The 24,228-nt window shown below is 74.0% G+C and carries 25 protein-coding genes; 7 read left to right on the forward strand and 18 right to left on the reverse strand.

Going from position 1 to position 24,228, the window contains the following annotated elements:
• Together B0E54_RS12820 and B0E54_RS12825 are read left to right on the forward strand one after the other, a co-directional pair.
• Positions 1-2,389: FtsK/SpoIIIE domain-containing protein (locus tag B0E54_RS12820; RefSeq protein WP_234583591.1), on the forward strand; the 2,389-nt coding region annotated here is incomplete at its 5' end.
• Positions 2,386-3,048, forward strand: a complete 663-nt coding sequence (locus B0E54_RS12825; protein WP_234583593.1) for a hypothetical protein — start codon at positions 2,386-2,388, stop codon at positions 3,046-3,048. The genes B0E54_RS12820 and B0E54_RS12825, both read left to right, overlap by 4 nt.
• Positions 3,049-3,204: 156 nt before the next feature.
• On the opposite strand, the gene B0E54_RS12830 is transcribed toward B0E54_RS12825, so the two are convergent.
• Positions 3,205-4,479, reverse strand: a complete 1,275-nt coding sequence (locus B0E54_RS12830) for a cupin domain-containing protein (RefSeq protein WP_234583594.1) — start codon at positions 4,477-4,479, stop codon at positions 3,205-3,207.
• A gap of 9 nt (positions 4,480-4,488) precedes the next feature.
• A complete protein-coding gene (locus B0E54_RS12835; RefSeq protein ID WP_234583596.1) occupies positions 4,489-4,794 on the reverse strand; it encodes a hypothetical protein in 306 nt (101 codons plus the stop codon).
• Between the two features lie 157 nt (positions 4,795-4,951).
• On the opposite strand from B0E54_RS12835, the gene B0E54_RS12840 reads away from it, so the two are divergent.
• Complete coding sequence (locus B0E54_RS12840; protein WP_234583597.1) at positions 4,952-5,731, forward strand: DUF72 domain-containing protein; 780 nt, start codon at positions 4,952-4,954, stop codon at positions 5,729-5,731.
• Positions 5,732-5,774: 43 nt separating this feature from the next.
• Here the strand turns inward: B0E54_RS12840 and B0E54_RS12845 are convergent, their stop codons facing one another.
• From B0E54_RS12845 to B0E54_RS12885, 9 genes are all read right to left on the reverse strand, one after another.
• Positions 5,775-6,203, reverse strand: a complete 429-nt coding sequence (locus B0E54_RS12845; protein WP_234583599.1) for a DUF2267 domain-containing protein — start codon at positions 6,201-6,203, stop codon at positions 5,775-5,777.
• A gap of 289 nt (positions 6,204-6,492) precedes the next feature.
• A complete protein-coding gene (locus B0E54_RS12850) occupies positions 6,493-7,365 on the reverse strand; it encodes a DUF72 domain-containing protein (RefSeq protein WP_234583600.1) in 873 nt (290 codons plus the stop codon).
• A 48-nt stretch (positions 7,366-7,413) separates the two neighbouring features.
• Entirely contained in the window at positions 7,414-7,812 is a 399-nt protein-coding gene (locus B0E54_RS12855; RefSeq protein ID WP_007459738.1) for a TraR/DksA C4-type zinc finger protein, read from the reverse strand.
• A gap of 155 nt (positions 7,813-7,967) precedes the next feature.
• Complete coding sequence (locus B0E54_RS12860; protein ID WP_234583601.1) at positions 7,968-8,612, reverse strand: uridine kinase; 645 nt, start codon at positions 8,610-8,612, stop codon at positions 7,968-7,970.
• A gap of 42 nt (positions 8,613-8,654) precedes the next feature.
• Positions 8,655-9,260 carry a winged helix-turn-helix domain-containing protein gene (locus tag B0E54_RS12865; RefSeq protein ID WP_234583602.1) on the reverse strand — a complete coding sequence of 202 codons (606 nt, stop codon included), beginning with the start codon at positions 9,258-9,260 and terminating at the stop codon, positions 8,655-8,657.
• A 260-nt stretch (positions 9,261-9,520) separates the two neighbouring features.
• Positions 9,521-10,078 (reverse strand): winged helix-turn-helix domain-containing protein, encoded by a 558-nt coding sequence (locus B0E54_RS12870; protein WP_234583603.1) that lies wholly within the window; start codon positions 10,076-10,078, stop codon positions 9,521-9,523.
• Positions 10,079-10,129: 51 nt separating this feature from the next.
• Positions 10,130-10,618: a rhodanese-like domain-containing protein gene (locus tag B0E54_RS12875; RefSeq protein ID WP_234583604.1), complete on the reverse strand. Its 489-nt coding sequence runs from the start codon at positions 10,616-10,618 to the stop codon at positions 10,130-10,132.
• 44 nt (positions 10,619-10,662) lie between these two features.
• The gene (locus B0E54_RS12880) at positions 10,663-11,118 is read right to left on the reverse strand and encodes a cysteine dioxygenase family protein (RefSeq protein ID WP_234583605.1); all 456 of its coding nucleotides are present in this window, start codon (positions 11,116-11,118) and stop codon (positions 10,663-10,665) included.
• Positions 11,119-11,233: 115 nt separating this feature from the next.
• Entirely contained in the window at positions 11,234-11,611 is a 378-nt protein-coding gene (locus B0E54_RS12885) for a signal peptidase I (RefSeq protein ID WP_234583606.1), read from the reverse strand.
• Positions 11,612-11,675: 64 nt separating this feature from the next.
• Between B0E54_RS12885 and B0E54_RS12890 the strand changes: the two genes are divergently transcribed.
• On the forward strand, positions 11,676-12,068 hold the full coding sequence (locus tag B0E54_RS12890) for an ankyrin repeat domain-containing protein (RefSeq protein ID WP_234583607.1): 393 nt from the start codon (positions 11,676-11,678) through the stop codon (positions 12,066-12,068).
• Positions 12,069-12,100: 32 nt separating this feature from the next.
• Complete coding sequence (locus B0E54_RS12895) at positions 12,101-13,051, forward strand: DUF3500 domain-containing protein (protein ID WP_234583609.1); 951 nt, start codon at positions 12,101-12,103, stop codon at positions 13,049-13,051.
• A gap of 42 nt (positions 13,052-13,093) precedes the next feature.
• Here the strand turns inward: B0E54_RS12895 and B0E54_RS12900 are convergent, their stop codons facing one another.
• The 7 genes from B0E54_RS12900 to B0E54_RS12930 all read right to left on the reverse strand — a co-directional run bounded on the left by B0E54_RS12900 (position 13,094) and on the right by B0E54_RS12930 (position 21,765).
• Positions 13,094-13,864, reverse strand: a complete 771-nt coding sequence (locus B0E54_RS12900) for a class I SAM-dependent methyltransferase (protein ID WP_234583611.1) — start codon at positions 13,862-13,864, stop codon at positions 13,094-13,096.
• Between the two features lie 66 nt (positions 13,865-13,930).
• Positions 13,931-14,422 (reverse strand): DUF2231 domain-containing protein, encoded by a 492-nt coding sequence (locus B0E54_RS12905; RefSeq protein WP_234583613.1) that lies wholly within the window; start codon positions 14,420-14,422, stop codon positions 13,931-13,933.
• 128 nt (positions 14,423-14,550) lie between these two features.
• Positions 14,551-15,291: a GAF and ANTAR domain-containing protein gene (locus tag B0E54_RS12910; RefSeq protein WP_234583615.1), complete on the reverse strand. Its 741-nt coding sequence runs from the start codon at positions 15,289-15,291 to the stop codon at positions 14,551-14,553.
• Between the two features lie 179 nt (positions 15,292-15,470).
• Complete coding sequence (gene secA2, locus B0E54_RS12915; protein ID WP_234583616.1) at positions 15,471-17,762, reverse strand: accessory Sec system translocase SecA2; 2,292 nt, start codon at positions 17,760-17,762, stop codon at positions 15,471-15,473.
• 88 nt (positions 17,763-17,850) lie between these two features.
• Positions 17,851-19,632: an ABC transporter ATP-binding protein gene (locus B0E54_RS12920; RefSeq protein WP_234583617.1), complete on the reverse strand. Its 1,782-nt coding sequence runs from the start codon at positions 19,630-19,632 to the stop codon at positions 17,851-17,853.
• Positions 19,633-19,673: 41 nt separating this feature from the next.
• Positions 19,674-20,762: a zinc-binding alcohol dehydrogenase gene (locus B0E54_RS12925; RefSeq protein ID WP_234583619.1), complete on the reverse strand. Its 1,089-nt coding sequence runs from the start codon at positions 20,760-20,762 to the stop codon at positions 19,674-19,676.
• Entirely contained in the window at positions 20,755-21,765 is a 1,011-nt protein-coding gene (locus B0E54_RS12930; protein WP_234583620.1) for a Gfo/Idh/MocA family protein, read from the reverse strand. The genes B0E54_RS12925 and B0E54_RS12930 overlap by 8 nt, the downstream gene beginning before the upstream one ends.
• Positions 21,766-21,988: 223 nt before the next feature.
• On the opposite strand from B0E54_RS12930, the gene B0E54_RS12935 reads away from it, so the two are divergent.
• Together B0E54_RS12935 and B0E54_RS12940 are read left to right on the forward strand one after the other, a co-directional pair.
• On the forward strand, positions 21,989-22,972 hold the full coding sequence (locus B0E54_RS12935; RefSeq protein WP_234583697.1) for a glucosyl-3-phosphoglycerate synthase: 984 nt from the start codon (positions 21,989-21,991) through the stop codon (positions 22,970-22,972).
• Positions 22,973-23,018: 46 nt separating this feature from the next.
• Entirely contained in the window at positions 23,019-24,176 is a 1,158-nt protein-coding gene (locus B0E54_RS12940; RefSeq protein ID WP_234583622.1) for a glycosyltransferase, read from the forward strand.
• The last annotated feature ends 52 nt before the right edge of the window (positions 24,177-24,228 follow it).

Consider the following 24,228-nt stretch of genomic DNA (forward strand, 5'->3'; position numbering starts at 1 on the left):
TTGGCCGGGCTGGACGCCCACGCCCACCCGCCGGGCCGAGCCGCCCGGCGCGCTGCGGGTCGGCACGGTCCGGCTCGACGACGTCGACCCGGTGCCCGCGCTGGTGCCGCTGCTCGACGCGGGGCACGTGCACCTGTCCGGGGACGACCGCGCCGGCTGCGACGCGGTGGTGTCCGCGCTGCTGCTGCGGGCCGTCGGCCGCGCCGACCCGGGCGGGGTACGCCTTGTCGGCTACGACCCGGAGCACCTGGGCGGCGGCCTGGCCGGGTTCGCGCCCCTGGGCACCGCGGGGCTGCTCACCTTCGTCGGCCCGGGCGGGTTGGGTCCGCTGCTGGACGACCTGGTCGAGCAGATCCGCCGCATCAACGAGACGGTGCTGGCCGGCGAACACGGCTCGCTGCGGGAGCTGGCCGCGGCGACCGGGCGCCGTCCCGAGCCGTGGCGGGTGGCGGTGCTGCTCGGCGGCGACGAGCTGAGCCGGCACGAACGCGGCCAACTCGAACGCGTGGTCCGCGCCGGCGCCGCCTGCGGGGTGCACCTCGTGGTCCGGGGCATCCCGCTGCCGGACGACCCGACGGTGACCCGGGTGGTGACCGAGGCGTCCGGCGCGTGGATCGGCGGCCCGTCCGGCCTGTCGGTCCGGCTGGACCCGCCGCCACCGGCGACGCTTGTCACCGACACCTGCCGGGAGATCGCGGCCCGCGTCAACGCCGGCCCGCCGCCGACCCCGTTCGCCGACCTGCTGCCCCCGCCGGAGCAGATGTGGCGGGAGGACTCGGCCAGCGGGCTGACCGCCCCGATCGGCGAGGGGCCGCAGGGCCGACCGGTGCGCCTGACCCTGGGCGACTATCCACCGCACGCGCTGATCGGCGGGCCGTCCGGCACCGGCAAGACCAACCTGATCTTCGCGTGGATCGGCGCCCTCGCCGCCCGCTACTCCCCCGCCGAGCTGGAGTTCTATCTGCTGGACTTCAAGGAGGGGGTGTCCTTCGCCCGGTTCGCGCAGGGCCGACGCGACCCGAGCTGGCTGCCGCACATGCGCCTGGTCGGCATCAACGTCAACACCGACCGGGAGTTCGGGTTGGCGCTGCTGCGGTTCCTTACCGAGGAGCTGCGTCGCCGCGCCGACGCCGCGAAGAAGCACGAGGTGACCAAGCTGGCCGAGCTGCGCGCGGTCGACCCGACCGGGCACTGGCCACGGATCGTCGCCGTTGTCGACGAGTTCCAGATGCTGCTGGCCGGCCGGGACGTGGTCGCCCGGGAGGCCGCCGACCTGCTGGAGGACCTGGCTCGCCGCGGCCGGTCGCAGGGCATCCACCTGGTGCTCGCCTCGCAGGACGTACGGGGCATCGAGGCGCTGTGGGGCCGTCCGGCGCTGGTCGCCCAGTTCACGTTGCGCATCGCGCTGCCCAAGGCGTTGCGGATCCTGGCCGAGCGCAACGACGCGGCGCAGTCGCTGCCCCGCTGGCACGCGGTGGTCAACGCCGAGTCCGGGATGGTGGAGGGCAACGAGGTCGCGCGGATCCCGTCGGCCAGCGACTGGGAGACGTGGAGCGGCCTGCAACACCGGCTGTGGCGGATGCGCCCGCCGGACGCCGCGCCGGCCCGGCTCTTCGACGGTGACGCGATCCCCCGGCTGGACGAGGCCCCGGACTTCCGGGCCCTCGAAGCCCCGACCGACGGCCGCGCGCCGCGCAACCCGGTGGCCCTGCTCGGCGAGATCATCGACGTGCAGTCCCGCTCGGCGGCGCTGCGGCTGCCCCGCGCGCCCGGGCGCAACCTGGCGGTGCTGGGTACGCGGGTGGACGAGGCGTGCGCGGTGCTCGACTCGGCCGCCCGGTCGCTGGCCCGCCAACACCCGCCGGGCACCGCCCGGTTCTCCATCGCCTGCCTCGACCCGGACGCCGATCCGATCGCCCGCGCGCTTTACGACGACCTGGCCGACGACGCCTCCTGGTACGACGAGGAGACCGTCGGCGAGTTGATGGGCGAGACGGCCGACGGGCTGTCCGGCCCGGGCAGCCCGCACTATCTGCTGTTGTTCGCGGTCGACGCGGCGGCCGGCGCCCTCGCCGCGCGCACGGGCCGGCGCACCGGCCTGGAGCATCTGCGCCGGATCCTGCACGACGGTCCGGAGCGGCGCACCCACGTGCTGGCCTGGTGGCGGGGCGTGGCGCGGATGCGCGCGGACCTGGGCGGCCCGGCCGCCCGCACCGACCAGATCGGCGCCTGGGTTGCTCTGGACGCGCACGGCGGCGAGCTGGGCGCCTCGCTGTATCCGGGAACCGGCGGCCCGGACTGGTATCCCCGGCCGTGGCGTGGGCTCTTCTTCGACCGGGCGGTGCACCGCACCGGCCAGGTGCTCATCCCCTATGGACCGTCGCGATGAACCAACCGGTGACCAGTGACACGTACACGGCGCAACTGCGGCGACTGGCCGAGCTGAGCGCCCGGGTACGCGACCAGCGCGCCGAGGCGCACACCTGGTACGAGCGGCAGTGCGCGGCGGCCGAGCGGGCCGTCGCCGACGCCACCGACGAGGTACGCCGCGCCGAGCAGGAGCTGGTCGACGCCCGCGAGGAGCAGGAACGCGTCGACGCCGAGGTGGCGCACCTGTGGCAGCAGGTGCGGGCCCGCCTCGGCGCCCGCCGCCTCGGTGCGCCGCCCGCGCCGACCAACGGCAGTGCGGCCGGCGAGCCGGTGCTGCTGCTCGGTCGGGTCCGGGACCTGCTCGACCGGGCCGGGCAGCCCGGTGAGCTGCCGGGTTCGGTCAACCCGCTGCTGGCGCTCTGCGGGGTGGCGGGCGCGGTCGTGGCGTACGCGCTGGGCTCCGGCGCGCGGGCGCTCGGCGTCGGGTACGGCGGGGACCTGGCAGTCGGGATGCCGGTGCTGGCGTTGGTGGTGACCCTGCTCGGGCCGTTGATCGGTCTCGTGCCGGCGCGGGTGCTCGCCGACCGCCGACACGCGGTGCTCGGCCCTCGACCGATCACCGTGGTGCTCGGCGCCGGGCTGGTCACGACGGTGCTGCTGCTGGTGCTCGGCCGCTGACCTGAGCCGACGCCCGGGCCCGCTGGCGGCGGTCACTGTCGGTCACGTCCAGCGGGGCGAATGTGGTGGTGAGCGGTATACCGCAGAGTCATATTCATGCCTCTGCGGTATACCGCTCACCACCACATCGGCCCGGCAGGCCAGGGTGGGACTCGGTCAGGCCGGCACCAGGACGGCCTCGCGCAGCAGCCGGCGAGCCAGGGTGACCCGGTCGGCGTCGTCCGGCAGGCCCGGCAGATCACCGACCCGGATCGCGGTGCCACCGAGCAACGCCCGGGTCGCCGGCTCGCAGTCGGCGGGCAGCGTGATCGTGCGGTCGAACAATCGCAGCGCCACCTGGCCGTCCCCGTGCGGCACGAGCTGCCAGCGCAGGCCAGGCCGCAGGGTGAGCCGGGAGTCGGCGTTCAGCGCGGCCACGGCCCCGGCCTGGGCGAGGGGGCGGATCGGCGCCGGTCGGGCGGCCGGCCAGGCGCGGTGGCGCAGTCGCGCCGCGACGGCGGCCGGGTCGGCGCGCAGCAGCCAGTCCCGCAGCGCCTCCACCGTCTCGGTCAGCTCCGGCTCGATGGCGTCGGGGTCGGCCACGTCGGTGCCGAACGGCAGGCTGGCCCGCAGCCGCTGGTCCTCGGAGGCCAGCGCGAGCAGCTCCTCCACCAGGGCGTAGCGCGTCAGCGCGCGGATGCCCACGGTCAGGTGCAGCGAGCTGGCGTCCTGGGCCTGTGCGCTGTGCAGCCAGCCGCGGGGCAGGTAGAGGGCGTCGCCGGGGGCGAGCACCACGTCCAGCGCCGCCTCGCCCTGCGCGGTGGCGGAGACCTCGTCGGCGCGGCCACCCCACGGCTGCTTCTCCAGCGGGTCGGGCAGCACCGGCGGGTGGATCCGCCAGTGTTTGCGGCCGTCGACCTGGAGCACGAACACGTCGTGGGTGTCGTAGTGGGTGGCGAAGCCCTGGCTGCCCGCCGGGGTCAGGTAGGCGTTGATCTGGAGCGGCTGGTTCAGCGCGAGGCCCAGGTCACGGGCGAAGTCGACAAGCGGCGGCCAGATCCGGTGCAGGCCCTGCAACACGAGGGTCGCGCCGGCGGCGTACTGCTCCAGGACCCGTTCGTCGAGCACCTGGTCGCCGATTTCCGCGCCGGCACCGCCGCCGCCGGTCCACCGCGCCGCCGGGACGAGCTGGCCGTCCTTGGCGACCCGCAGGAAGGGGGTACGCAGACCGCGCCGGCTGAGCAGCTCGTCAGCGTCGGCGGGGCTGAACAGGTCGGTGAAGCCGGCCGGGTCGGGCAGCTCGGCGGCGCGGGACAGCAGCGGGGTGTGCCCCCAGTGCGCGGCGGCGAACTTGGCCGGCTCGACCGAGACACAGCGGGCCAGCGCCGCAGCGGCGCCCGCGAACGGAACCGCCGGGCGGCCGTGGCCGCCCGGCGGGTCGAGGTGCGTCATGACGGTCCGTTACCGGGCGCTGCCGTCAGCGCCGCCGTCCTGCTGGCCCGGGGTCGCGCCACCGTCGGCCGGACCCTCCGCGCCACCGTCAGCGCCGCCGTCCTGGTGACCCGGGGTCGCGCCGCCATCGGCCGGACCCTCCGCGCCACCGTCAGCGCCGCCGTCCTGCTGGCCCGGGGTCGCGCCGCCATCGGCCGGACCCTCCGCGCCACCGTCAGCGCCGCCGTCCTGGTGACCCGGGGTCGCGCCACCGTCGGCCGGACCCTCCAGGCCGCCGCCGCCCGTGGTCTGCATGTCATCGTCGTTGAGTGCCATCGGTACTCCCTCGGGTGTGCCGCCCCGCCGTACGCCGGGGTCCGTCGTGCTGCGGGTGGTACCCCACGCGCGATCTTCTCTAACCCACACCGTAGACGTCGAACCGGGACGACACGGTCGGTTCGCGGGCGGCGGCGGTCGGTGTCAGGATGAGACGGTGATCCTGGTGGGCACGTCGGGCTGGCAGTACCGGGACTGGCGGGGCCGCTTCTACCCGCAGCGGCTGCCGCAGCGACTCTGGTTGGAGCACTTCGCGGCGGGCTTCGCCACCGTCGAGGTCAACAACGCCTTCTACCGGCTGCCGGAGCGGGAGACGTTCGCGGCGTGGCGGGCGCGGACACCTGCGGACTTCTGCGTGGCGGTGAAGATGAGCCGCTACCTCACCCACATCAAGCGTCTGCGGGACCCGGCCGAGCCGGTGGCCCGGTTCCTCGGCCGGGCCACGGCCCTCGGTGACCGGCTCGGGCCGGTGCTGCTGCAACTGCCACCGAACCTGCGGGCGGACGTCGACGCGCTCGACGCGACGCTGCGGCTGTTCCCGGCGCACGTGCGGGTCGCGGTCGAGCCGCGGCACCCGTCGTGGTGGACCGACGCGACCCGGGCCGTCCTGGAACGGCGGCGGGCCGCGCTGGTCTGGGCGGATCGCCTGGGTCGTCCGGTGGCGCCGCGCTGGCGTACCACCGACTTCGGTTACCTGCGGCTGCACGAGGGGCGGGCCCGGCCGTGGCCGCACTACGGGCGTACCGCGCTCGGCTCGTGGGCCCGCCGGCTCACCGACGCATTCGGTGCGGACGAGCCGGCGTACGTCTATTTCAACAACGACCCCGGCGGCGCGGCCGTCACCGACGCCGTCGCCTTCGCGGCGCTGGCCCGCGGGGCCGGTCATCAGGTGTCACGGGTGCCGTCGGCCGCCGAGGCCGACGCGTCCGAGCACTGAGCCCGCCCGACGGCGTCGTCGGGCGGGCTCACGCGTCACGGCGTCACGGCATGAACGTGGCGAGATCCTTCGGCATGGTGTCCTTCACGTCCTGCCACTCACCCTGGGTGACGTGCCGACGCAGGGTGTCCAGCACGACCTGCGTCACCCGCTCCGCGCCGCCCTCGACGTCGTACGGGAAGCCCTGGCGGACCTCGTAGAGGAAGTCGTCGCGGTTGAGCTTGATCGGCACGTCGGACGGGTTCCAGCCGTCGAAGTAGATCCCGCGGACCAGCACCGGCAACTGCTGGGCGAACTCGACGCTCTCGTTGACCGCCAACCGGTCGCGCAGCAGGTGCAGCACGGTGCGCAGCGCCGCGTACGACTGGTTGCGCCGCTCCTTCGGCCACCCGTAGGCGGCCTCGATGTCCTTGAGGATCAGGTTCGTCTTGTCCAGCGAACTTTCGAACGCGGAGATCATCGCGTCAGCCATCGGTCGACCCCCGTTCCGTGGTGTCCCACCGTCGGTCGTCGGCGCGTCGCGGCGGCCCCACCGGGCCACGGCGGGCCCGCACCGGGGTGCCCTGAGGCGCGCGCCGGGTGTCGCCGCCCGTGCCCACGACGTGCAGGACGCCGCCGCGCCGTCGATCCGTCACCAGTCGAACCGTCATCCCCGTCACCTCCGTGTCGTCTGCGGCGTCGGCCGCTCCCGGGCGGCCGTACCCACCGTGTCCACCGTGCCGGTCGGGCGGGTGAGCCGGCCCCACCCGGATCGGGTGAGGTCAGCCCGCGTCGAGGAGACCCGCAAGCGTTGCCGCGTTGGTCTGGGCGTAGTCCCGGTAACAATTGTTCATGAGGACGTGGGTCTGCCCGGCGGAGTCGGCCAGCTCGCGCAGCTTCGGCGCCCAGTCGGCCAGCTCCCGCTTCGAGTAGTGGTAGCCGAACTTCTCGTGGATGTCCTTGCTGGTCCACTTGTCACTGTGGCCGTGAAAGCGCATCACCGCGAGGTCGCCGGTGGCGGCCAGCACCGGGGGCACCGACGAGCGGTGGCCCTGCGGCATGTCCACGCAGACGTACGACAGTCGGTGCTCGCGCAGGAAGGCGAGGGTCTCCTCGGCGTTGTCGCCGTCGAACCAGGACGCGTGGCGGAACTCGTAGACTCCTCGCAGCGGCGCGCAGCGCTTCGCCACCTCCAGCAGGTACTGCTTGTTGGCCCGCTTGATCGTGAACCAGGGCGGGAACTGGAACAGCAGCGCGCCGAGCTTGCCCGCCTCGACCAGCGGGTCCAGGGCGGACAGAAAGCGCGTCCACACCTCCTCGTACGACTGCGCGGGCAGGTCGTCGGGGTAGACGTTCTTCTTGTCCGTCTCCGGTCGCAGGTCCTTGTAGAGCGCGCTGACCCGGGTGGGATGCCCGGTGAGCAGGCTGAACGCCTTGACGTTGAACGTGAAGTCGGCCGGGGTGCGCTCGGCCCACAGCCGTGCGGTCGCCTCGGCGGGCGGTGAGTAGTAGGTCGCGTCGACCTCGACCAGCGGAAACTGCCGGGCGTAGTACGCCAGGCGCTTCTCCGGGTTGTCAGCGGTCTGGGGATACCAGCCCGAGTCGAGCAGTGTGCGGTCGGTCCAGGACGCGGTGCCCACCAGGATGTCACCCATGGCGCAAGTCCATCGTGCCGTGGACCGACCGGCAACCGCTGCCGTCGCTCAGGCCGCCCGCCGCTCGCGGGTCTGCTTGCAGGTCACGCAGGTGGTCGCGGCCGGGAAGATCTCCAGGCGTTCCACCGGGATCGCCGCCGAGCAGCCCTCGCACCAGCCGTACGTGCCCTCGGCGAGGCGGCCCAGGGCGTGCTCGTACTGGGTGCGCCGGTCGAGGATGGTCCGCAGCAGGGACTGCGCGGTGTCACGCTCGGCCGTCTTGGTGCCGCTGTCGGCCTGGTCGTCGCCGGCGGTGTCGCCGACCTCCACCAGACGCAGCACCTGACTCTGCAGCACGGCCTGCTCGTACTCGGCGGTCAGCTCGTCGTAGCGCGCCTGCAGGGAGTGCCGGATCTGGTCGATCTCCGTCTGGGATCGGCCGGTACCGACCGTGTCGTGGACGAGCATCGCTGCCTGCCTTTCCTGGCCTGATGGCTCAAGGTGAACCGGGTGCCGGCGGCGTGGGCCCCGGTCAACGGTCGCATCCGGTACGCGGGCGGTCACCCGCGCTCTGTGAGCCGGGCGAGTACCCGCGGGGCGTGCCACGCAAACCGGCGAATTTCTCAGCTGTCGCCGGCCTGCACGAGCGCGGGGTGACGGGGATCGTCGGCGCGTACCACCACGTCGGCGAAGCTGGCGGGGACCACCTCGTCGGCGTAACGGTCGAACGCCGGCAGGGTCCACTCGTCGGCCGGTTCGGTGCGGCGGCGCAGCGCCGCCGGGGACAGCTGAAGGTGGACTGTCACGTCGAAGGGCAGCGCCCCACCGAGCAGGAGCGCGCCGCTGACCAGGACCACGCCACCGGGTGCCAGGTCGACGTACCGGGCGCGGCTGGCCCGGTCGGCGGTGGCGTCCCACAGCGACGGCAGCACCCGCCCGTCGCCGCCGGGGCCGGCCGGGTCGAGCACCTCGCGGCGCAGGCCGGCCTCGTCGTTCCAGCCCTCGTAGTAGGCGTCCGGGTTGGTGCGGCCGAGTTCGAAGCGCAGCGACGCGGGTCGGAGAAAGTCGGCGGCGCGGACGTGCAGGACCGGGCGGCCCCGGGCGCGCAGCGGGTCGACAAGCGCGGCGGCCAGCTCGTCCGGGCCGGCGGCGGGAGCGCCGTCGATCGCCACGCGCAGCCGGGCGGGCTCGACGGTGCGGGAGGCGTCGTCGAGCCGGTCGGTGAGTTCGGCGACGAGCCGGTCGGGCGAGATGGGACGGATACGCACCGAACCATCCTGCCCCGCGCCACAGGGGCGCTCGTCGGACGGTCAGCCGGTGCGGTCGACGGTGACGCGGGCGTCGTCGGCCAGCCGGTAGCCGACGCCGTAGACGGTGGTGACCAGGGGAACGTCCACGCCGACCTTGCCGCGCAGCCGGCGTACGTGCACGTCGACGGTGCGGACGCCGGCGTGCTCGTAGCCCCAGACGGCGTTGAGCAGTTGCAGCCGGGTGAACACCCGGCGGGGGTGGGCGACCAGATGCAGCAGCAGGTCGAACTCCAGCCGGGTCAGCGGCAGCGGCTCGTCGTCGCGCAGAACCGACCGGGACGACGCGAGGATGTGCAGGGCGGGGATCGTCGGGGTGAGGGCTCGGGCGGGTGCCCGGTTGGCCGGCACCCCGTCGGCGCGACGCTCGGCCGGAACGGAGCTGGTGATCACGCCCTCGCCCCGCTCCAGCATCTCGCGCGCGGCTTCGAGCAGCCGCCGGGCCGGCGGGGTCAGCGACTCCTCACAGGCCAGCGGGATGGACAGCGTCACGGTGAGCATCGGCGCGGCGGTGTTCGCCGGGCGGCGTTGACCGCCGGGAGGTCGACCGGGCACCGCGGGTTGGGACGTATGCCATCCGGCGCGCGACGAGGCGGGGCTGACCGACATGGTCCTCCTTGGGCTGGTCCGGGTATCTCCCCACGGCCCGGGACGCCGCTTCATCGATGCTTCCCGGCACCCGGGCGAGGGTCAAGAGGCGGCTGCGTTGCATGAATGTGACAATTGACGAACACATCGGAGCCAGATGCTCGCTCTGCGTACGAAGCCAGATGATTACAGCAGAGCCGCCAGGATGCCCCGATACGGGGGTCCCCGTCCTGTTCACCATGCCCTTCACGGTCGCCTGCGGACCGCCGCCCGAGCGCTGCTCAGCGGGTGTGGTCGACGCTGATCCGCGCCCCGTCGCCGAGCCGGTAACCCACCCCGTAGACGGTCGTGATCACCTCCGCCCCGGGCAGCTTGGCGCGCAGCCGCCGCACGTGCACGTCCACGGTGCGGGCCACGGCGTGTTCGTAGCCCCACACGTTCGACAGCAGCTGGAGGCGGGTGAAGACCCGGTGCGGGCGCTCGGCGAGAAAGAGCAGCAGGTCGTACTCGATGCGGGTCAGCGCGACCACCCGGTCGCCGCGGCGGACCACCCGCGAGCCGGCCAGGATGCGCACGTCGGTCCCGTCGGTGTCGTCGACGGGCAGCTCGGCGGCGGCGGGACGCGGCGTCGAGGGCACGTCGTCGGCGGGCCGCAGCCGGTCCTCCCCGGCCTCGGCCAGCTCGCCGAGCAGCTGCACCAGCCGGGCCAACCGGGGGCTCACCGGCCCGGGGGCCAGGTCGAGGGTGATGGTCAGGGTCGGGCCGGTACGCGGGCGCACGGCGGCCCGGCCCGGGTGACCCGGCGAGTAGGGACGGGTGGGGATCGCGATGACGGACATCGTGCCTCCTGAGATGGCGGTACGCCCGCCACGCCCGGTGGGGCGTGGGGGTCAGCGGCGTGCCCGGCCGGCGGTGACCGGTGGCGCGAGGGGGGCTGCGCGGTGCAGCGGGGTGGGGCCGAGCGCCGGCAGGCCGGCGATGCGCCAGGCGGCGAACCCGCCGTCGACGTCGGTGGCCCGGTGCAGGCCGATGTCCTGCAACGCGGCGGCGGCCAGCGACGACGTGTAGCCCTCCTGGCAGATGATCACCACCGGCACGTCGTAGTCGACGGCCTCGGGCAGCCGGGCGGGACAACGCGGGTCGAAGCGCCACTCCAGCACGTTGCGCTCGACGGTGAGCGAGCCGGGCACGACGCCGTGCGCGGCGCGCTGGGCGGCGGGCCGGATGTCGACGAGCAACGCGCCGGCCCGGTGCGCGAGGTGCGCCCGCTCCGGGTCCAGTCGGTCGAGGCGGGCTCGCGCGGCGGCGAGGAGCTCGTCGATGCCCCGGGAACCCGGCGGTGGCACGGGTGCCGGACAGGGCGCTGCGGTGACCAGCATTGTCGATTCCTTCCGGTGACGAGAGGGCGGTGCGAACGGGAGGTTCACCAGGACCGACCGGCCTCGGCGACCTCGGCGACCCGCAGGCGCCCGTCGAGCAGGTCGTAGCGGGTCATCCGGCGCAGCGCCGGCCGGTAGACGTGCACGCTTACCGCCGGCGCCGGGCCGCGGTTGGTGACCCGGTGGACGTGGCGGGGGCCGAAGCGGCGGGCGGCGCCGGCGGGCAGCAGCCGAGGGCGCAGCGCCGCACGGCTGACCGTCTCCTCGGTGAGGGCGCCGGCGACCACCCGGAACGCGCCGGCGGAGCCGCCATGGTCGTGCAGGTCGGTGCCCTGGCCGGGGAGCCAGCTCAGGGCCCACACCTCGTGGTCGTCGGCGGTGGCGAGCCGGGCGTACCAGCGCTCGGTGGGATCGAAGCGCAGCGGGACCGGCCAGCCGGCCGGGTCGGCCCACCGGGCGGCGACGGCGAGCAGGTCGGGAGCCGGGCGAACGTGGGTCATCGGTGGTTCCTCAGCGGGTCGTTCGGCGGGGTGCCCTCGTACTCTAGCCGGCAAACCCTATAGGTTTAGTAGGTAATTCCACATGCCGGGAGGCCGAACACGCCACCGTCTTGGCTCAGCGCAGAACCGGCGGGCCCACCCGGTAGCCGGGCAGCGACGGCCACCGCACGGTCAGCACCACCGAGGCGCGCTCGGCGTACCAGGAGTGATCCACTCCCCGGGCCCACACCACGTAGTCGCCGGGTTCGGCCAACCGGACCGTCCGGTCCGGCAGCTCCACCCGGAAGCACCCGTCGACCAGCACCAGCAGGGTGGTCCGACGCTCACCTGTCGCCCACCGCGCGCGGGCTTCCCCGGGTGGATGCACGCCCCACTTCACCTCGACGTCGGTGCTGTGCCGGATCTCGTCCGGCGGCGCGAAGTGCCCGAGCAGCCAGCCACCGTTGCCGACGCCGTCGACGCCCGCGTTGCCCACGTAGACCGTCTCACCCATCGGACCCCTCCCCCATCGCGCCGGCCGAGCAACCTATCAGGACCTCGGCGACTACCCTGGACCGGTGACCGATGACCTTGACGCCGAGACCCTGGCGTTCGCGCACCGGATGTTCAACCTGGCCCGCGCGGGCTCCACCGAGGAGCTCGCCGCCCAGGTCGACGCCGGCCTGCCGGTCAACCTGACCAACGACAAGGGCGACACGCTGCTGATCCTGGCCGCCTACCACGCCCACCCCGACACGGTGGCCGCTCTGCTGGCCCGCGGCGCGGACCACACCCGCACCAACGACCGAGGTCAGACCGCGCTCGCCGCCGCCGTCTTTCGCAGCAGCACCGACGCCGTCCGCGCGCTGCTCGCCGCCGGGGCCGACCCGGCGCACGGCACCCCGTCGGCGGCCGAGACCGCGCAGTTCTTCGACCTGCCGGAGATGACCGCGCTGCTGCGGGCCGGCTGACGCGACCCCCGACGGGCCGGTATACAGGGTCGGTGGAAGATCCCCTGCCCGAACAGATGCGTGCCGCCGGCACCGCGCTGCTGGCCGCGCTCGACCCCGCGACCCGCATCGGCGCCGTGTACCCGTTCACCGACGACTCGGCCCGACGCTGGCTGGAGTACCGGCCCCGCCCCCGCCCCGGCGTCTGCCTCGCCGAGCTGGACATCGCCGGGCGCAAGGCCGCGCACCGACTGCTGGCCACCGCGCTCAGCCCCTCGGCGTACGCCCAGGCCATGGCGATCGTCGCGCTGGAGGAGGTCCTCGACCGGGCCGAGGGCTGGCGCCGCGGGCGGCACAGCGGCGACTACTGGGTCGCCGTGTTCGGTGACCCGGCCCGCGACGACCGCTGGGCGTGGCGGCTCGAAGGACACCACCTGTCGGTGACCATGACCGTGGTCGACGACCAGGTCTCCCCCGCGCCGATCTTCTTCGGCGCCAACCCGGCGGCGGTGCGCCACGCCGGGCACGCCGTCTCCCGACCGCTCGGTGTCGAGGAGGACCTGGCCCGCGCCCTGCTCGACGCACTCGGGCCGGCCGGGCGGGCCGCCGCGATCATCGCCGACGAGGCGCCGACGGACATCATCAGCGCCACCCGCGCGCGGGTCGACGGGCCTCTCGAGCCGCTCGGCGTGCCGGCCGACCGGCTCGGCCCGACCGGCCGCGCGCTGCTCGACCAGGTCGTCGCGCTCTACCTGGACCGGCTGCCTCCCGAACTGGCCGTTCAGGAGGCGACCCGCGTCCAGGGCGGCCAGCTGCACTTCGCCTGGGCCGGCCCGACGAGGCCGGGCCAGCGGCACTACTACCGGGTGCAGGGCGACGACCTGCTGATCGAGTACGACAACACCAGCGACGACGGCAACCACGCGCATACCGTGCTCCGCCGCCCCGCCAGCGACTTCGGCGCCGACATCCTGGCCACCCACCGCCAGGCCCACCCCCACTGACCCGTACCCCCGGGGGCGCGACGCCCCGGGGATACGTCATGGTCACCGCGTGGCGGCGGGGCGGGTGGCCTCGATGAGGAAACGTCGGGCGTGGGCGACGAAGGCGCCCTCGGCGGTGATGCGCCGGTGCAGGGCGAGCAGTTCGGGGCGGTAGCGGTCCACCGTGAAACCCGGCACCGTCCAGACCACCTTGCGCAGGAACCAGACGACCGCGCCGATGTCGTGAAAGGCCGCGCGCAGCGTGGCCCGGCGCAGGTCGACCACCCGCAGCCCGGCGGCCTCGGCCGCGGCGACCGCTGCCTCCGGGTGCCGCCCGTCCGGCGGAGGCAGCGGGCCGAGGATCGCCTCGCTCAGCTCCCGCATGGTGCCCGGACCGATCTGCTGGGACAGGTACGTGCCGCCGGGGCGCAGCACCCGGGCCGTCTGGGCCCAGTCGGTGCGCACCGGGTGCCGGCTGACCACCAGGTCGAAGGACCCGTCCCGAAACGGCAGCGCCGAGTCGGGGGCGACCGCCACCACCGTCGCTCCGAGCGGACGCAGGGTCCGCCGGGCGACGTCGACGTTCGGCGGCCACGCCTCGGTCGCCACCAACACCTTCGGCGGGTACGGAATCCCGGCCAGCACCTCGCCGCCACCGGTGTCCACGTCCAGCGCGGCGTCGGCGCGCGCCATCCGTTCGGCGACCAACCCGGCGTACCCCCAGGGTGGACGTTCCTCGGTGGCCCGACCGGCCAGCCAGTCGAAGCCCCACCCGTCGACCGGCGCGGCGGCCGCCTCCGCGATCAACTCCTCGGCATCACGTTCGGCGCTCATGGCGGTCAGCCTCGCCGGCCGGCCGGACGGCGGGCAACCGATTTGCGGGCGCGTGCGCCCGGCCGGTCACGGGCGGGGACGGGCGACCTCGACGGTGCCACCCGCGAGGGTGTCCAGGCTGCCGGTGTCGGTCCGACCCGTGTCGAACTGGCGCATGAGCCGCGCGCCGAGGTGCACACCCATTCCACCGGCGGTCAGCGCGACCAGCTCGGTGGCCAGGATCGCGACCGTCGCGCCCCGGTCCGGCGAGTGGGCGCGCACCAGGCAGGTGACCAGGAACAGGCCCGCCATTGCCGCGTTCACCAGGTTGAAGGCGATGGCGGTGCGGCGGGTGCCGTCGACCGGCACGTCCCACAGGTCGACCATGCCCGCGACCGCCGTCATCGCGGCGGCGAACAGGGCGGCGACACCGGTCCAGTAGCCGACCTCACCGAGGAAGGCCGGCCCGCCGATGACGTCCGTGAGGTCGAAGACGGCGGCGCTGACGAAGAGCCCCAGCGGGAACGTCACCAGCATCGGTTGGATGGGATGCCCCTGCACCCGCAGCCGGCTCTGCATCGGTCCTCCCCAGGGTCGGCGCAGCTCACCAGTACCAGAGTGCTACCCGGGCCCACGAGGCACGAAACGACGCCGCCCGACTCGCCGCCGACCGGGAGAACGGGCACGGCGGCACCGCGCGGGGCGGGTCAGCTCTCGCGGGGGCGGGAGACCGTCCGGATGAGGCGTTCGGCCACCTCGCGCAGCGGGATGTCCAGGGACGAGGCGGCGGTCCGCAGCACGTCCAGGGCCTCGGCCGCCGGGCAGCCGCGCTGCGTCATGATCACACCGACGGCCTGCCCGACGACACCGTCGTGCAGGAGCGAGGCGTCCCGCTCACCGGCGAGCGCCTGCTGGCGGCTCCGGTCCCGGACGGCGGCCAGCAGCAGGCCGGCGTGTTCGGCGAGCAGCATCGCTGTCAACTGGTGCTGCGGGGTGAGGACGTCGGGCGCGGCAGCGTACAGATTGATCGCCCCGATGACCTGGTCGTCGATGTCCAGCGGGGCGGAGATGACCCCTCGGACGCCGAGGTCGCGGGCGCGCGGCGTCCAGGCCGGCCAGCGTGACTCGCCGCTCAGGTCCACCGCGAGGATCATCTCGCGACGCCGGATCGCGCTCATCGCCGGCGAGTCGGGCCCGTAACGCAGGTCGTCGAGGCAGGCCAGCCGCTCGTCGGAGGCGGCCACACTGGCCGGCTCGCCGGCCCGCAGCGCGGTGAAACCGCACCACCGCACCCCGGCCACCGCGTCGCGGGTGACCCGCACCAGCGCCAGCAGCGCCTCGTCGAAATCGGTCAACGCGATCAGGCCGGCGGTCAGCTCCCGCAACAGCGCGGCGGTCTCCAGCACACCGAGTCGCTCGAACACCGGTTCCCGCGTGTCCAGGTTCACCGTTCCACTGCCCTCGAACGCCCTCGCGTGCATCCCGCCGACGTCGTCACGTGTGCCATCGTCTGCTCTCTTCCGAGTTGACCGACCAGCCCTACTACCCTCGCAAACCGGGATCGAAACGGCGTAAGCAGGGGCCTCCGCCACACCGGGAGGTGTGGCAGAGGCCCCTGACGGTCAGGTCAGCGCGACGCGCCGCTGAGCCGCCGCCCGATCGAGGCGATCAGCCGGTCGAGCTCGGAGCCGAACGGGTTGTCGTGCACCAGGTACGTCCAGGTGGCGGTCGGCCGGATCAGGGTGCCGTCCTCGGGCTCCCAATCCTCATCGAATTCGGTCTCGGTGAACGTGGCGATGGTGCGGGCCTCGATCTCCGGGACGAGGTTGTTGAACGCCGGCACCGCCGCCCGGTGGAACTCGTCAAGCGGGTCGAGCCGGCCCAGCGCCCGCAGGTGCACGCCCTCGCGGACCTCCGACAGCTCGGCCAGGTGCTCGGCCCAGAGCCGGTCCAGGTGGAAGAGCGCGATCGACCGGGCCACCCGGGCGAGCAGGTCCTCGTCCATCTCGCCGGCCTTCTCGGGCACCTTGTCCAGCAGCATCAGCGCGGCCACGTCGCTGGTCAGCAGCCGCTCCCGGCGGGCGGCCAGGGCGATGCGCTGCTGCTCGATCACCACGCTGTAGCGCCAGGTGTTGCGGTGGATCTCGTGGTTGACGCCCTCGGCGACCCGCTGGGCGTGCTCGACCGCGTAGTCGACCTGCTCGTCGGTGACGAGACCGTCCGCGTTCATCCGCGGCGACGGGGGCACCGCGTCGGCGGCGTGCCGCACGACCAGGTCGTCCTCCAGGCTGACGAAGAAGACCGAGCCACCCGGGTCACCCTGCCGGCCGGCGCGACCCCGCAGCTGGTCGTCGACGCGGCGGCTGTCGTGCCGCCCGCTGCCGATCACGTAGAGGCCGCCCAGCTCGGCCACCCGGTCCCGGTCGGCCTGGTCGCTGCCGCCGAGCCGGATGTCGACGCCCCGGCCGGCCATCTGGGTGGAGACGGTCACCGCGCCGTACGCGCCGGCCTCGGCGATGATCGCCGCCTCCTCGTCGTCGTTCTTGGCGTTGAGCACCACGCAGGACACGCCCGCCGCGTTGAGCCCGGCGGCCAGCCCCTCGGACTCCTTGACGTCGAGGGTGCCGACCAGCACCGGCCGCCCCTTGGCGTGCCAGCGCTGGATCTCGTCGATCAGCGCCTCGTCCTTCTCGGCGCGGGTCGCGTAGATCCGGTCGGGCTCGTCCTCGCGGACACACGGGGTGTTCGGCGGGATCACCGCGACCTCCAGGCCGAAGAACTCCCGCAACTGGTCGCCGACCAGCACCGCGGTGGCGGTCATGCCGCACACCTTCGGGTAGAGCGCGATGAACGCCTGCACGGCGATCGTGCCCAGCACCTCGCCCTCGGCGGTGGCGTCCAGGCCCTCCTTGGCCTCGACCGCCGCCTGGAGCCCGTCGGGCCAGCGGCGGCGCTGCGCCACCCGGCCGCGCATCTCGTCGATCAGCTCGACCGAGCCGTCCCGGACGATGTAGTCCACGTCACGGTGCAGCAGGGCCTGGGCGTGCAGCGCCACGTGGACCGCGGAGAGCTGCTCGACGTGCTCCTCGTCGTACAGGTCGATGCCGAGCTTGGCCTCGACGGCGGCCAGGCCGGCGGAGGTGAAGGCCACGCTGCGCCCATCCTCGGCGACCGTGTAGTGCCGGCCCTTGCGCAGGCCGCGCACGAGCGCGGCGGCGGCGTGCACCGGGTCCTGCTCGCCGGGCACCGCGCCGGCCAGGACCATCGGCACCCGGGCCTCGTCGATCATGATCGAGTCGGCCTCGTCGATGATCGCGGTGGCCAGCGCGGGCTGCACCCGGTCGGCCACGTCGGTGACCAACTGGTCGCGCAGGTAGTCGAAGCCCGCCTCGCTGACCGAGACGTAGGTGACGTCGCAGTTGTAGGCGTCGCGCCGCTCCTGCGGCGTGGACGCCTCGTTGACCCAGCCGACGGTCAGGCCGAGCAGCGTGTAGATGGGTTCCATCCACTGGGCGTCGCGGCGGGCCAGGTAGTCGTTGACGGTGAGCACGTGCACCGGCCCGTTGCCGAGCCGGACGTGCCCGTACGCGGCGACGGCGGCGGTGAGCGTCTTGCCCTCACCGGTGGCCATCTCGGCGACCTTGCCGGAGAGCAGCGACATCGCGCCGAGCAGCTGCACGTCGTACGGTCGCTGGTCGAGGCCCCGGCGGGCGGCCTCGCGGCCGACGGCGCAGATCTCCTCGTATCCAGCGGCGACGCCGGCGGCCTCGGTCAACTCGGCGTCGTCCAGCGCGGCGAGGTCATCCTCGCGCGCCTCGATCGCCGGCAGCAGCTTCTCCAGCGGAGCAAGATCCACGGTTGATCCCGGGCGCTGGAGGAACCGCCGGAACTTGCTCTTGAACCGTTGCGACACACCCATGAGCGGCAACGGTACGCGATTCCGGCCGCCTTGCGCGGCCCGGCCGGTCGGGTATCCGCCGGCATGTCGATTCCGCGTCGCCGCCGGCTCAGGCGACCAGCAGTTGGTGGGTGGCCAGCTCCCGGTAGAGCGGGTCGGTGGCGGTCAGCTCGGCGTGGGTGCCGACGGCCACCACCCGGCCCCCGTCGAGCACGACGATCTGGTCGGCGTCCACCACGGTGGCGAGTCGGTGCGCCACGATCAGCAGTGTCCGGCGGGCGGCCACCGCGTCGATGGCCCGGCGCAGCGCGGCCTCGTTGCGCGCGTCGAGGTTGCTGGTCGGCTCGTCGAGCAACAGCACCGGAGGGCCGGCCAGCAGCGCCCGGCCGATGGCCAGCCGCTGCCGCTCGCCCCCGGAGAGCAGCACCCCGCCCTCGCCCACCTGCACGTCCAGCCCCTGCGGGGTGCGCTGGACCAGGTGACTCAGGTTGACCTCGTCGAGGACCTCGCGCAGCCGGTCGTCGGTGGCGTCGGGTGTGGTGATCAGCAGGTTCTCGCGCAGCGTGCCGGCGAGCACGGGAGCCTCCTGCTCCACGTACCCGAGCCGGGCGCGCAGCGCGTCGCGGGGCAGCTCCCGCACATCGACCCCGTCGACGCGGACCGCGCCGGCGCTCACCTCGTAGAAGCGCTCGACCAGGGCCAGCAGCGTCGACTTGCCGGCGCCCGAGGGGCCGACCAGGGCGGTACGGGTGCCGGTCGGCACCGCGAAGCTGACGTCGTGCAGCACCGGCGTGCCGCCCGGGTAGCCGAACCCGACCCGGTCGAACTCGATCATCGGGGCGGGTCGGCGGGGGGTAGCGGTGGCGGTTCCGGCAGCCGGCGAGGGGTCCGCCGCGCCCTCCGCCGGCACGGCCAGGATCTCCTCGATCCGCTGCAACGCGCCCAGACCGGACTGCAACTGGGTGTACGCGCGCAGCACCTGGCCCAGCGGCAACGCCAGGAGGAACAGGTACATGACGAAGGCGACCAGGTCGCCGACGGAGATCGCCCCGGCGGCGACGCGCGCCCCGCCGATCCCCAGCACCAGCAGGAACGCACCCTGCACGGTGACCGAGCCGATCGGGCCGATCAGCGCCTGCACCCGGGCCACCCGCAGCCCCGCCGCGTACGCCTCGCGGGCACTGCCGGTGACGGTCTCCGTCTCCCGGCCCTCGGCGCGGCTTGCCCGGATGGTCCGGGCCGCCGAGATGGCCCGCTCCACCGCCGAGGTCATCTCGCCGATCCGCTCCTGGGCGAGGCGGGCCAGCGCCCGGACCCGGCGGGCGAAGGTGGCGGCGAAGCCCAGCCCCAGCCCCACCCCGAGCAGGGTGACGCCGAACAGCAGCGGGTCGAGCAGCACCATCGCGGTGCCGGCGCCGACCACCATCACCGCACCGGTGACCGTCTCGAACAACCCGGAGGTGACGACCGCCCGCAGCAGGGTGGTGTCCGAGCCCACGCGGGAGAGCAGGTCGCCGGTGCGCCGCCTGTCGTACTCGGCGATGGGCAGCCGCAGCAGGTGACCGGCCAGCCGTCGGCGGGTGCTCAGCACCAGCCCCTCGGCGGTGCGTTGCAGCAGGTAGTCGCGCAGCCCGCCGATCGCCGCGCCGAGCACCACGAGCGCCACCAGCACCGCCACCAGGGCCGACACCGGGTCCTCGGCGCCGATCCGGTCGAGCACCGACCGGGTGAGCAGCGGCTGGGCCAGCGACGCCGCCGAGCCGAGCAGCGACAGCGCGCCCACCGCGACGAGGGTGCCGCGGTGCTCCCGCAGGTACGGCAGCAGCGCGGCCAGGCCGACCGGTCGGCTCGCGCGAGCGTCGCCGACCGGCCGGTCCTTCGAGTTGCTCATGGGGCGAACGGTAGCCGGCCGGTTCACGCCGCGACGGCTCCTCAGACCGCCAGGACCACCTGCAACTCCTGGCGGCGGCGCTCGGCCAGGTCGGTGAGCAGGGTGGGCGCCTCGTCGAACGGCACCACCGCCGAGACCAGGTGCTTGCGGATCACGTCACCGTGGGTCCGCAGCAGGTCGATGGTCTCGGCGGAGAGCCGTTCCCGGTCCCAGGTGGGCGCGAGACCGCGCGGCACCCGCCCGATCTGGGCACAGCGCAACGCCAGCCCGTTGTGGTGGAACTCCTCACCGAGGCGGACCGCGTCCGCGCCGCCCTGGTAGAAGGCCAGGTCGATCACGGTGCCCTGCGGGCGCAACACCCGCAGCGCGAGCTGCAACGCCCACGCCTGCCCCCGGCACTGGAACACGACGTCGGCGCCCCGGTCGCCGGCGGTGTGCGCCCACCGGGTCTTGAGCACCACCGCCGGGTCGTCCGCGTCCGGGTCGAGGGTTTCCAGGCCGAGCGCCTCGGCGACCTCGCGGCGGCGCGGGGTGGGGTCGAGCACCACCACCGAGGCGGCGCCGTGTCGCCGGGCCAGCAGGGCGGTCAGGAGACCCACCACGCCCGCGCCGACCACGGCGACCCGCCGGCCGCGTACGCCGTCGCCGAGCGAGCGGACATCCGCGCCGTGCAGGTCGGCGGCGGCGTGCAGCAGGCCGTTGGCGCAGATCGGACCCATGTGCGCGACGTAGACGCCGAGCAGCGGGTCGAGGTCGTCGGGCAGCGGCACGAACCGCTCGGCGACCGGGTCGGCCAGCCAGCCCGTGCGGTGCCCGTAGGTCATCGCGCCGACGGCGCCGACCGGGACCGCCGCCGTGGCGCTCTCCACCACCCGGCCGACCTGCATGTATCCCAGCCGGGTGACCGGGTACGGGGTGCTGGCGTCGCCGGGCTGAAAGAGCCCCAGGTCGGCGTTCCAGGTGACGTTCACATAGGGGTTCGTGCCCTTGACGTAGCTCAGCTCGGTGCCGGCGGAGACGCCGCTGAACAGCGTCTCGACGCGGAAGGTGCCGGGGCGCAGCGCCGCGGCCTCCTGCTCGACGAGCTCCACCCGACCGGGGGCGGTGACCGTGACCACCCGATCACGCATCGACGGTCACCCCGCTGGACAGCGCGACCGGCGCGGCGGGCGTGCCGAGCCGCACCGTCTGACCGGTGCGGGCCGAGTCGGCCACCGCGAGGGCCAGGCGCTGGGTCCGCAGCGCTTCGGCGTACGGGACGCGGACGTCGTCGCCGACGCCGCGTACCGCGTCGACGAAGGCGCGGTCCACCGCCACCCGGGCGGCCTCCGGATCGGCCGGGACGTGTCGCTCGCCGTCGGCGTCGCGGATCAGCAGACCGTCCTCGCTCAACGCCAGGGCCAGCCCGTCGGCGAGGATCTCCAGCCCGGCCCGGTGCTTCCAGCCCAGCACGCAGGCCGCGCTGAGCGTGCCGACCGCGCCACTGGCGAAGCGCAGCGTGGCGGTGGTCACCGAGTCGATGTCGGCGCCCTCGACCGGTGGCGGCGTGCCGTTGCCGTACGCGGTGACCTCGGTGACCTCGCCGGCCAGCACCCGGATCAGGTCCAGCACGTGGGCGGCCTGCTCGACCACCGGGCCACCGGAGCTGTCGCGGCGCGACCACCACGCCACCGGCGGCACCTTGTCCAGCCAGGCGCCGCTGACCATCTGCACCGGGCGGTCGGCGAGCAGCTCGCGGGCCTGGTCGAGCACGCTCAGATAGCGCCAGTGGTGCCCGACGGCGGTGCGCAGACCACGCCGGGCGACGAGGCCGGCGATGCGCTCCGCGGTGACCAGGTCGACGGCGACGGGCTTCTCCACGAACATCGGCACCCCGGCGTCGATCACCGCCTCCTCGGCGGGACCGTGCGCGAACGGTGGCACGCAGACGTACACCGCGTCCGGGGCTGCGGCCAGCAGTTCGGCGACGTCGCGGAAGCTCTGCCCGCCGTGCTGCTCGGCCAGCGCGGAGGCCGCCTCCGGCGCCACGTCGGTCACCCCGACCAGTTCGACGTCGTCGAACCCGGACAGCACCCGCGCATGGCGTTGTGCCACCCCGCCGGCTCCCACGAGACCCACCCGGCATCCACCCATTCGACAACCTCTTTCGAAAACGTTTCGACTTCGGTGGGTGCAGTCCCCTGGGGTGTGCGCAATCAAACGTTCATCCCCCGGGAACGCCACGACGTCACCGTCGTGATCAAGCTGTTGCCCTGGGAACGGTTAGCGCGTGGTGGCGAGTGGGAACTAAAGACTCCGCTTGTTCCACGCACGAAACGGAGGGGTGCCCGTGCGGGATACGACCGTGTCACCGGTGGTGGAGGCGTGGGCCACGTACCGGACCACCTCGGCGGCGGACTGGCCGGCACGCCGGCTGCTGCGCGCCAAGGGAGAGAGCCGGGTCAGCGTGGTGCTGCCGGCACGTAACGAGGAGGCGACGGTCGGCGCGATCGTGTCGACCATCCGGGAACACCTGATGGACCGGGTCGCTCTCGTCGACGAACTGATCGTGGTGGATTCACGGTCGACCGACCGCACCGCGCAGGTGGCGCGCGCCGCCGGCGCGGAGGTCGTCAGCCAGGACGCGATGACCCGGGGTCTGCCCCGGCTCACCGGCAAGGGGGACGCGCTCTGGGCGGGGCTGGCCGCGGCCGAGGGCGATGTGGTGGCGTTCATTGACGCCGACCTGCGGGAGTTCCGTCCGCACTTCGTCAGCGGGCTGCTGGGGCCGCTGCTCACCGACCCGTCGGTGGACTTCGTGAAGGGCTTCTATCACCGGCCCCTGGTCGGTGCCGCGGGCGTGGAGCAGGACGGCGGTGGCCGGGTGACCGAGCTGATGGCCCGGCCGCTGCTCAACCTCTTCTGGCCCGAGCTGGCCGGTTTCGTGCAGCCGCTCGCGGGCGAGTACGCCGCTCGCCGCGACGTGCTGGCCCAGGTGCCGTTCGTCTCCGGGTACGGCGTGGAGACGGCCATGATGATCGACCTGCTGGACCTGGTCGGCCTGGACGCGTTGGCGCAGGTCGACCTGGGCGAGCGCAAACACCGCCACCAGGACACGGCCGCGCTCGGTCGGATGTCCGCGCAGATCATGCTGACCGCCTGGTCCCGGCTGCAACGACGCGGCTGGGCCAGCCCCGGCATGATGCCGGAGGCGCTGCTCACGCAGTTCCGCCGGGGCGGGTCGGACACACTGCCGAACCTCGACCGGGAGATCGTGGTCAGCGACGTGTCCATCGAGGAGCGCCCGCCGCTGGCCGAGCTGCGCCACCGGGTGCCCCGTCGACGGGTGGCCGCGGCGTGAGCGCCGGGGTACGGCCGTACCCGGCCGGTATGCGGGAGCGCGGCCGATGAGCCTCACCGTGCTGATGAACGCCGGCCCGTGGCTGTCGGTGCCCCCGCCCGGCTACGGCGGCATCGAGAACGTGATCGCCACCCTGGTGCCGGAGCTGCGGCGACTCGGCGTGCGGGTGGTGCTCGCCTCGGTGGACAGCAGCAGCCTGCCGGTGGACGAGAAGGTGTCGGTCTTCGCCGACGGGCAGTTCGCGGCGTTGCAGCGGCCGTACAACCAGGTCTGTGGGATCGCCCAGGCGCACCTGGCCGGCGTGGTCCGTGAGCTGCACTCCCGCGACGACATCGACCTGGTCCACGACCACGTGGAGGCGGTCGGGCTGGCCACCCTCACCGCGATGGGGCCGTCCGGGCCGCCGACCCTGCACACCCTGCACTGGGACCTCGCCAAGCACCCCGCGCTGTACGGCAGCCTGGACGGCGGCGACCGGGTCCGGGTCAACGGCGTCTCGGCGTCGCAGCTGGCCCGGGCGCCGTTGGCGCTGCGCGAGCACTCGGTGGGTCACGTGCACCTGTCCACGCCGCTCGCCGTGGACGCCGACCGCCGGCCCCGCCCGCCCAAGGGCGAGCACCTGCTCATCCTCGGTCGGATCAACCCGGGCAAGGGACAGGACGTGGGCGCGCGGCTCGCGCAGCGGATCGGCGTCCCGCTGGTGCTGGCCGGTCCCGTCGGCCCGTACCATCGCCCGGCCGACCTGGCGGCGGCGGGCGACGAGGCCCGGCAGAACCCGGACGTGCGGTTCTTCCTCGACGAGGTGGCCCCGCACGTCGACGGTGATCTGGTGCGCTGGATCGGCACCGTGGCCGGTCAGGAGCGTGACGACCTGCTGGCCAGCGCCCGCGCGTCGCTGTTCCCGCTGCGCTGGGAGGAGCCGGGCGGCACGGCGGTGGTCGAGTCGCTGGCCCTGGGCACGCCGGTGGTGGCCACCGCGCGGGGCTGCCTGCCGGAGTTGATCGAGCACGGTCGCACCGGCCTCCTCACCGCCGACGAGGACGAACTGGACGACCTCGTGGTGGCCGCCGACCTGCTCGACCCGGACGAGTGCCGGCGGGTGGCCGCGCAGCGGTTCACGCCAGCGGTGATGGCCGAGCGCTACGTCGAGCTGTACGAGCGGGTCCGCGAGCTGGCCACCGCGCCCCGCCTGCAACCGGTCTGAGCGCGCCCGTTGCCGCCGGCGCGTTTGCCGCCGGCGGCAACGGGAAGGCGCA

The sequence above is a fragment of the Micromonospora sp. MH99 genome (genome assembly GCF_021442385.1).
Lineage (GTDB): Bacteria > Actinomycetota > Actinomycetes > Mycobacteriales > Micromonosporaceae > Micromonospora.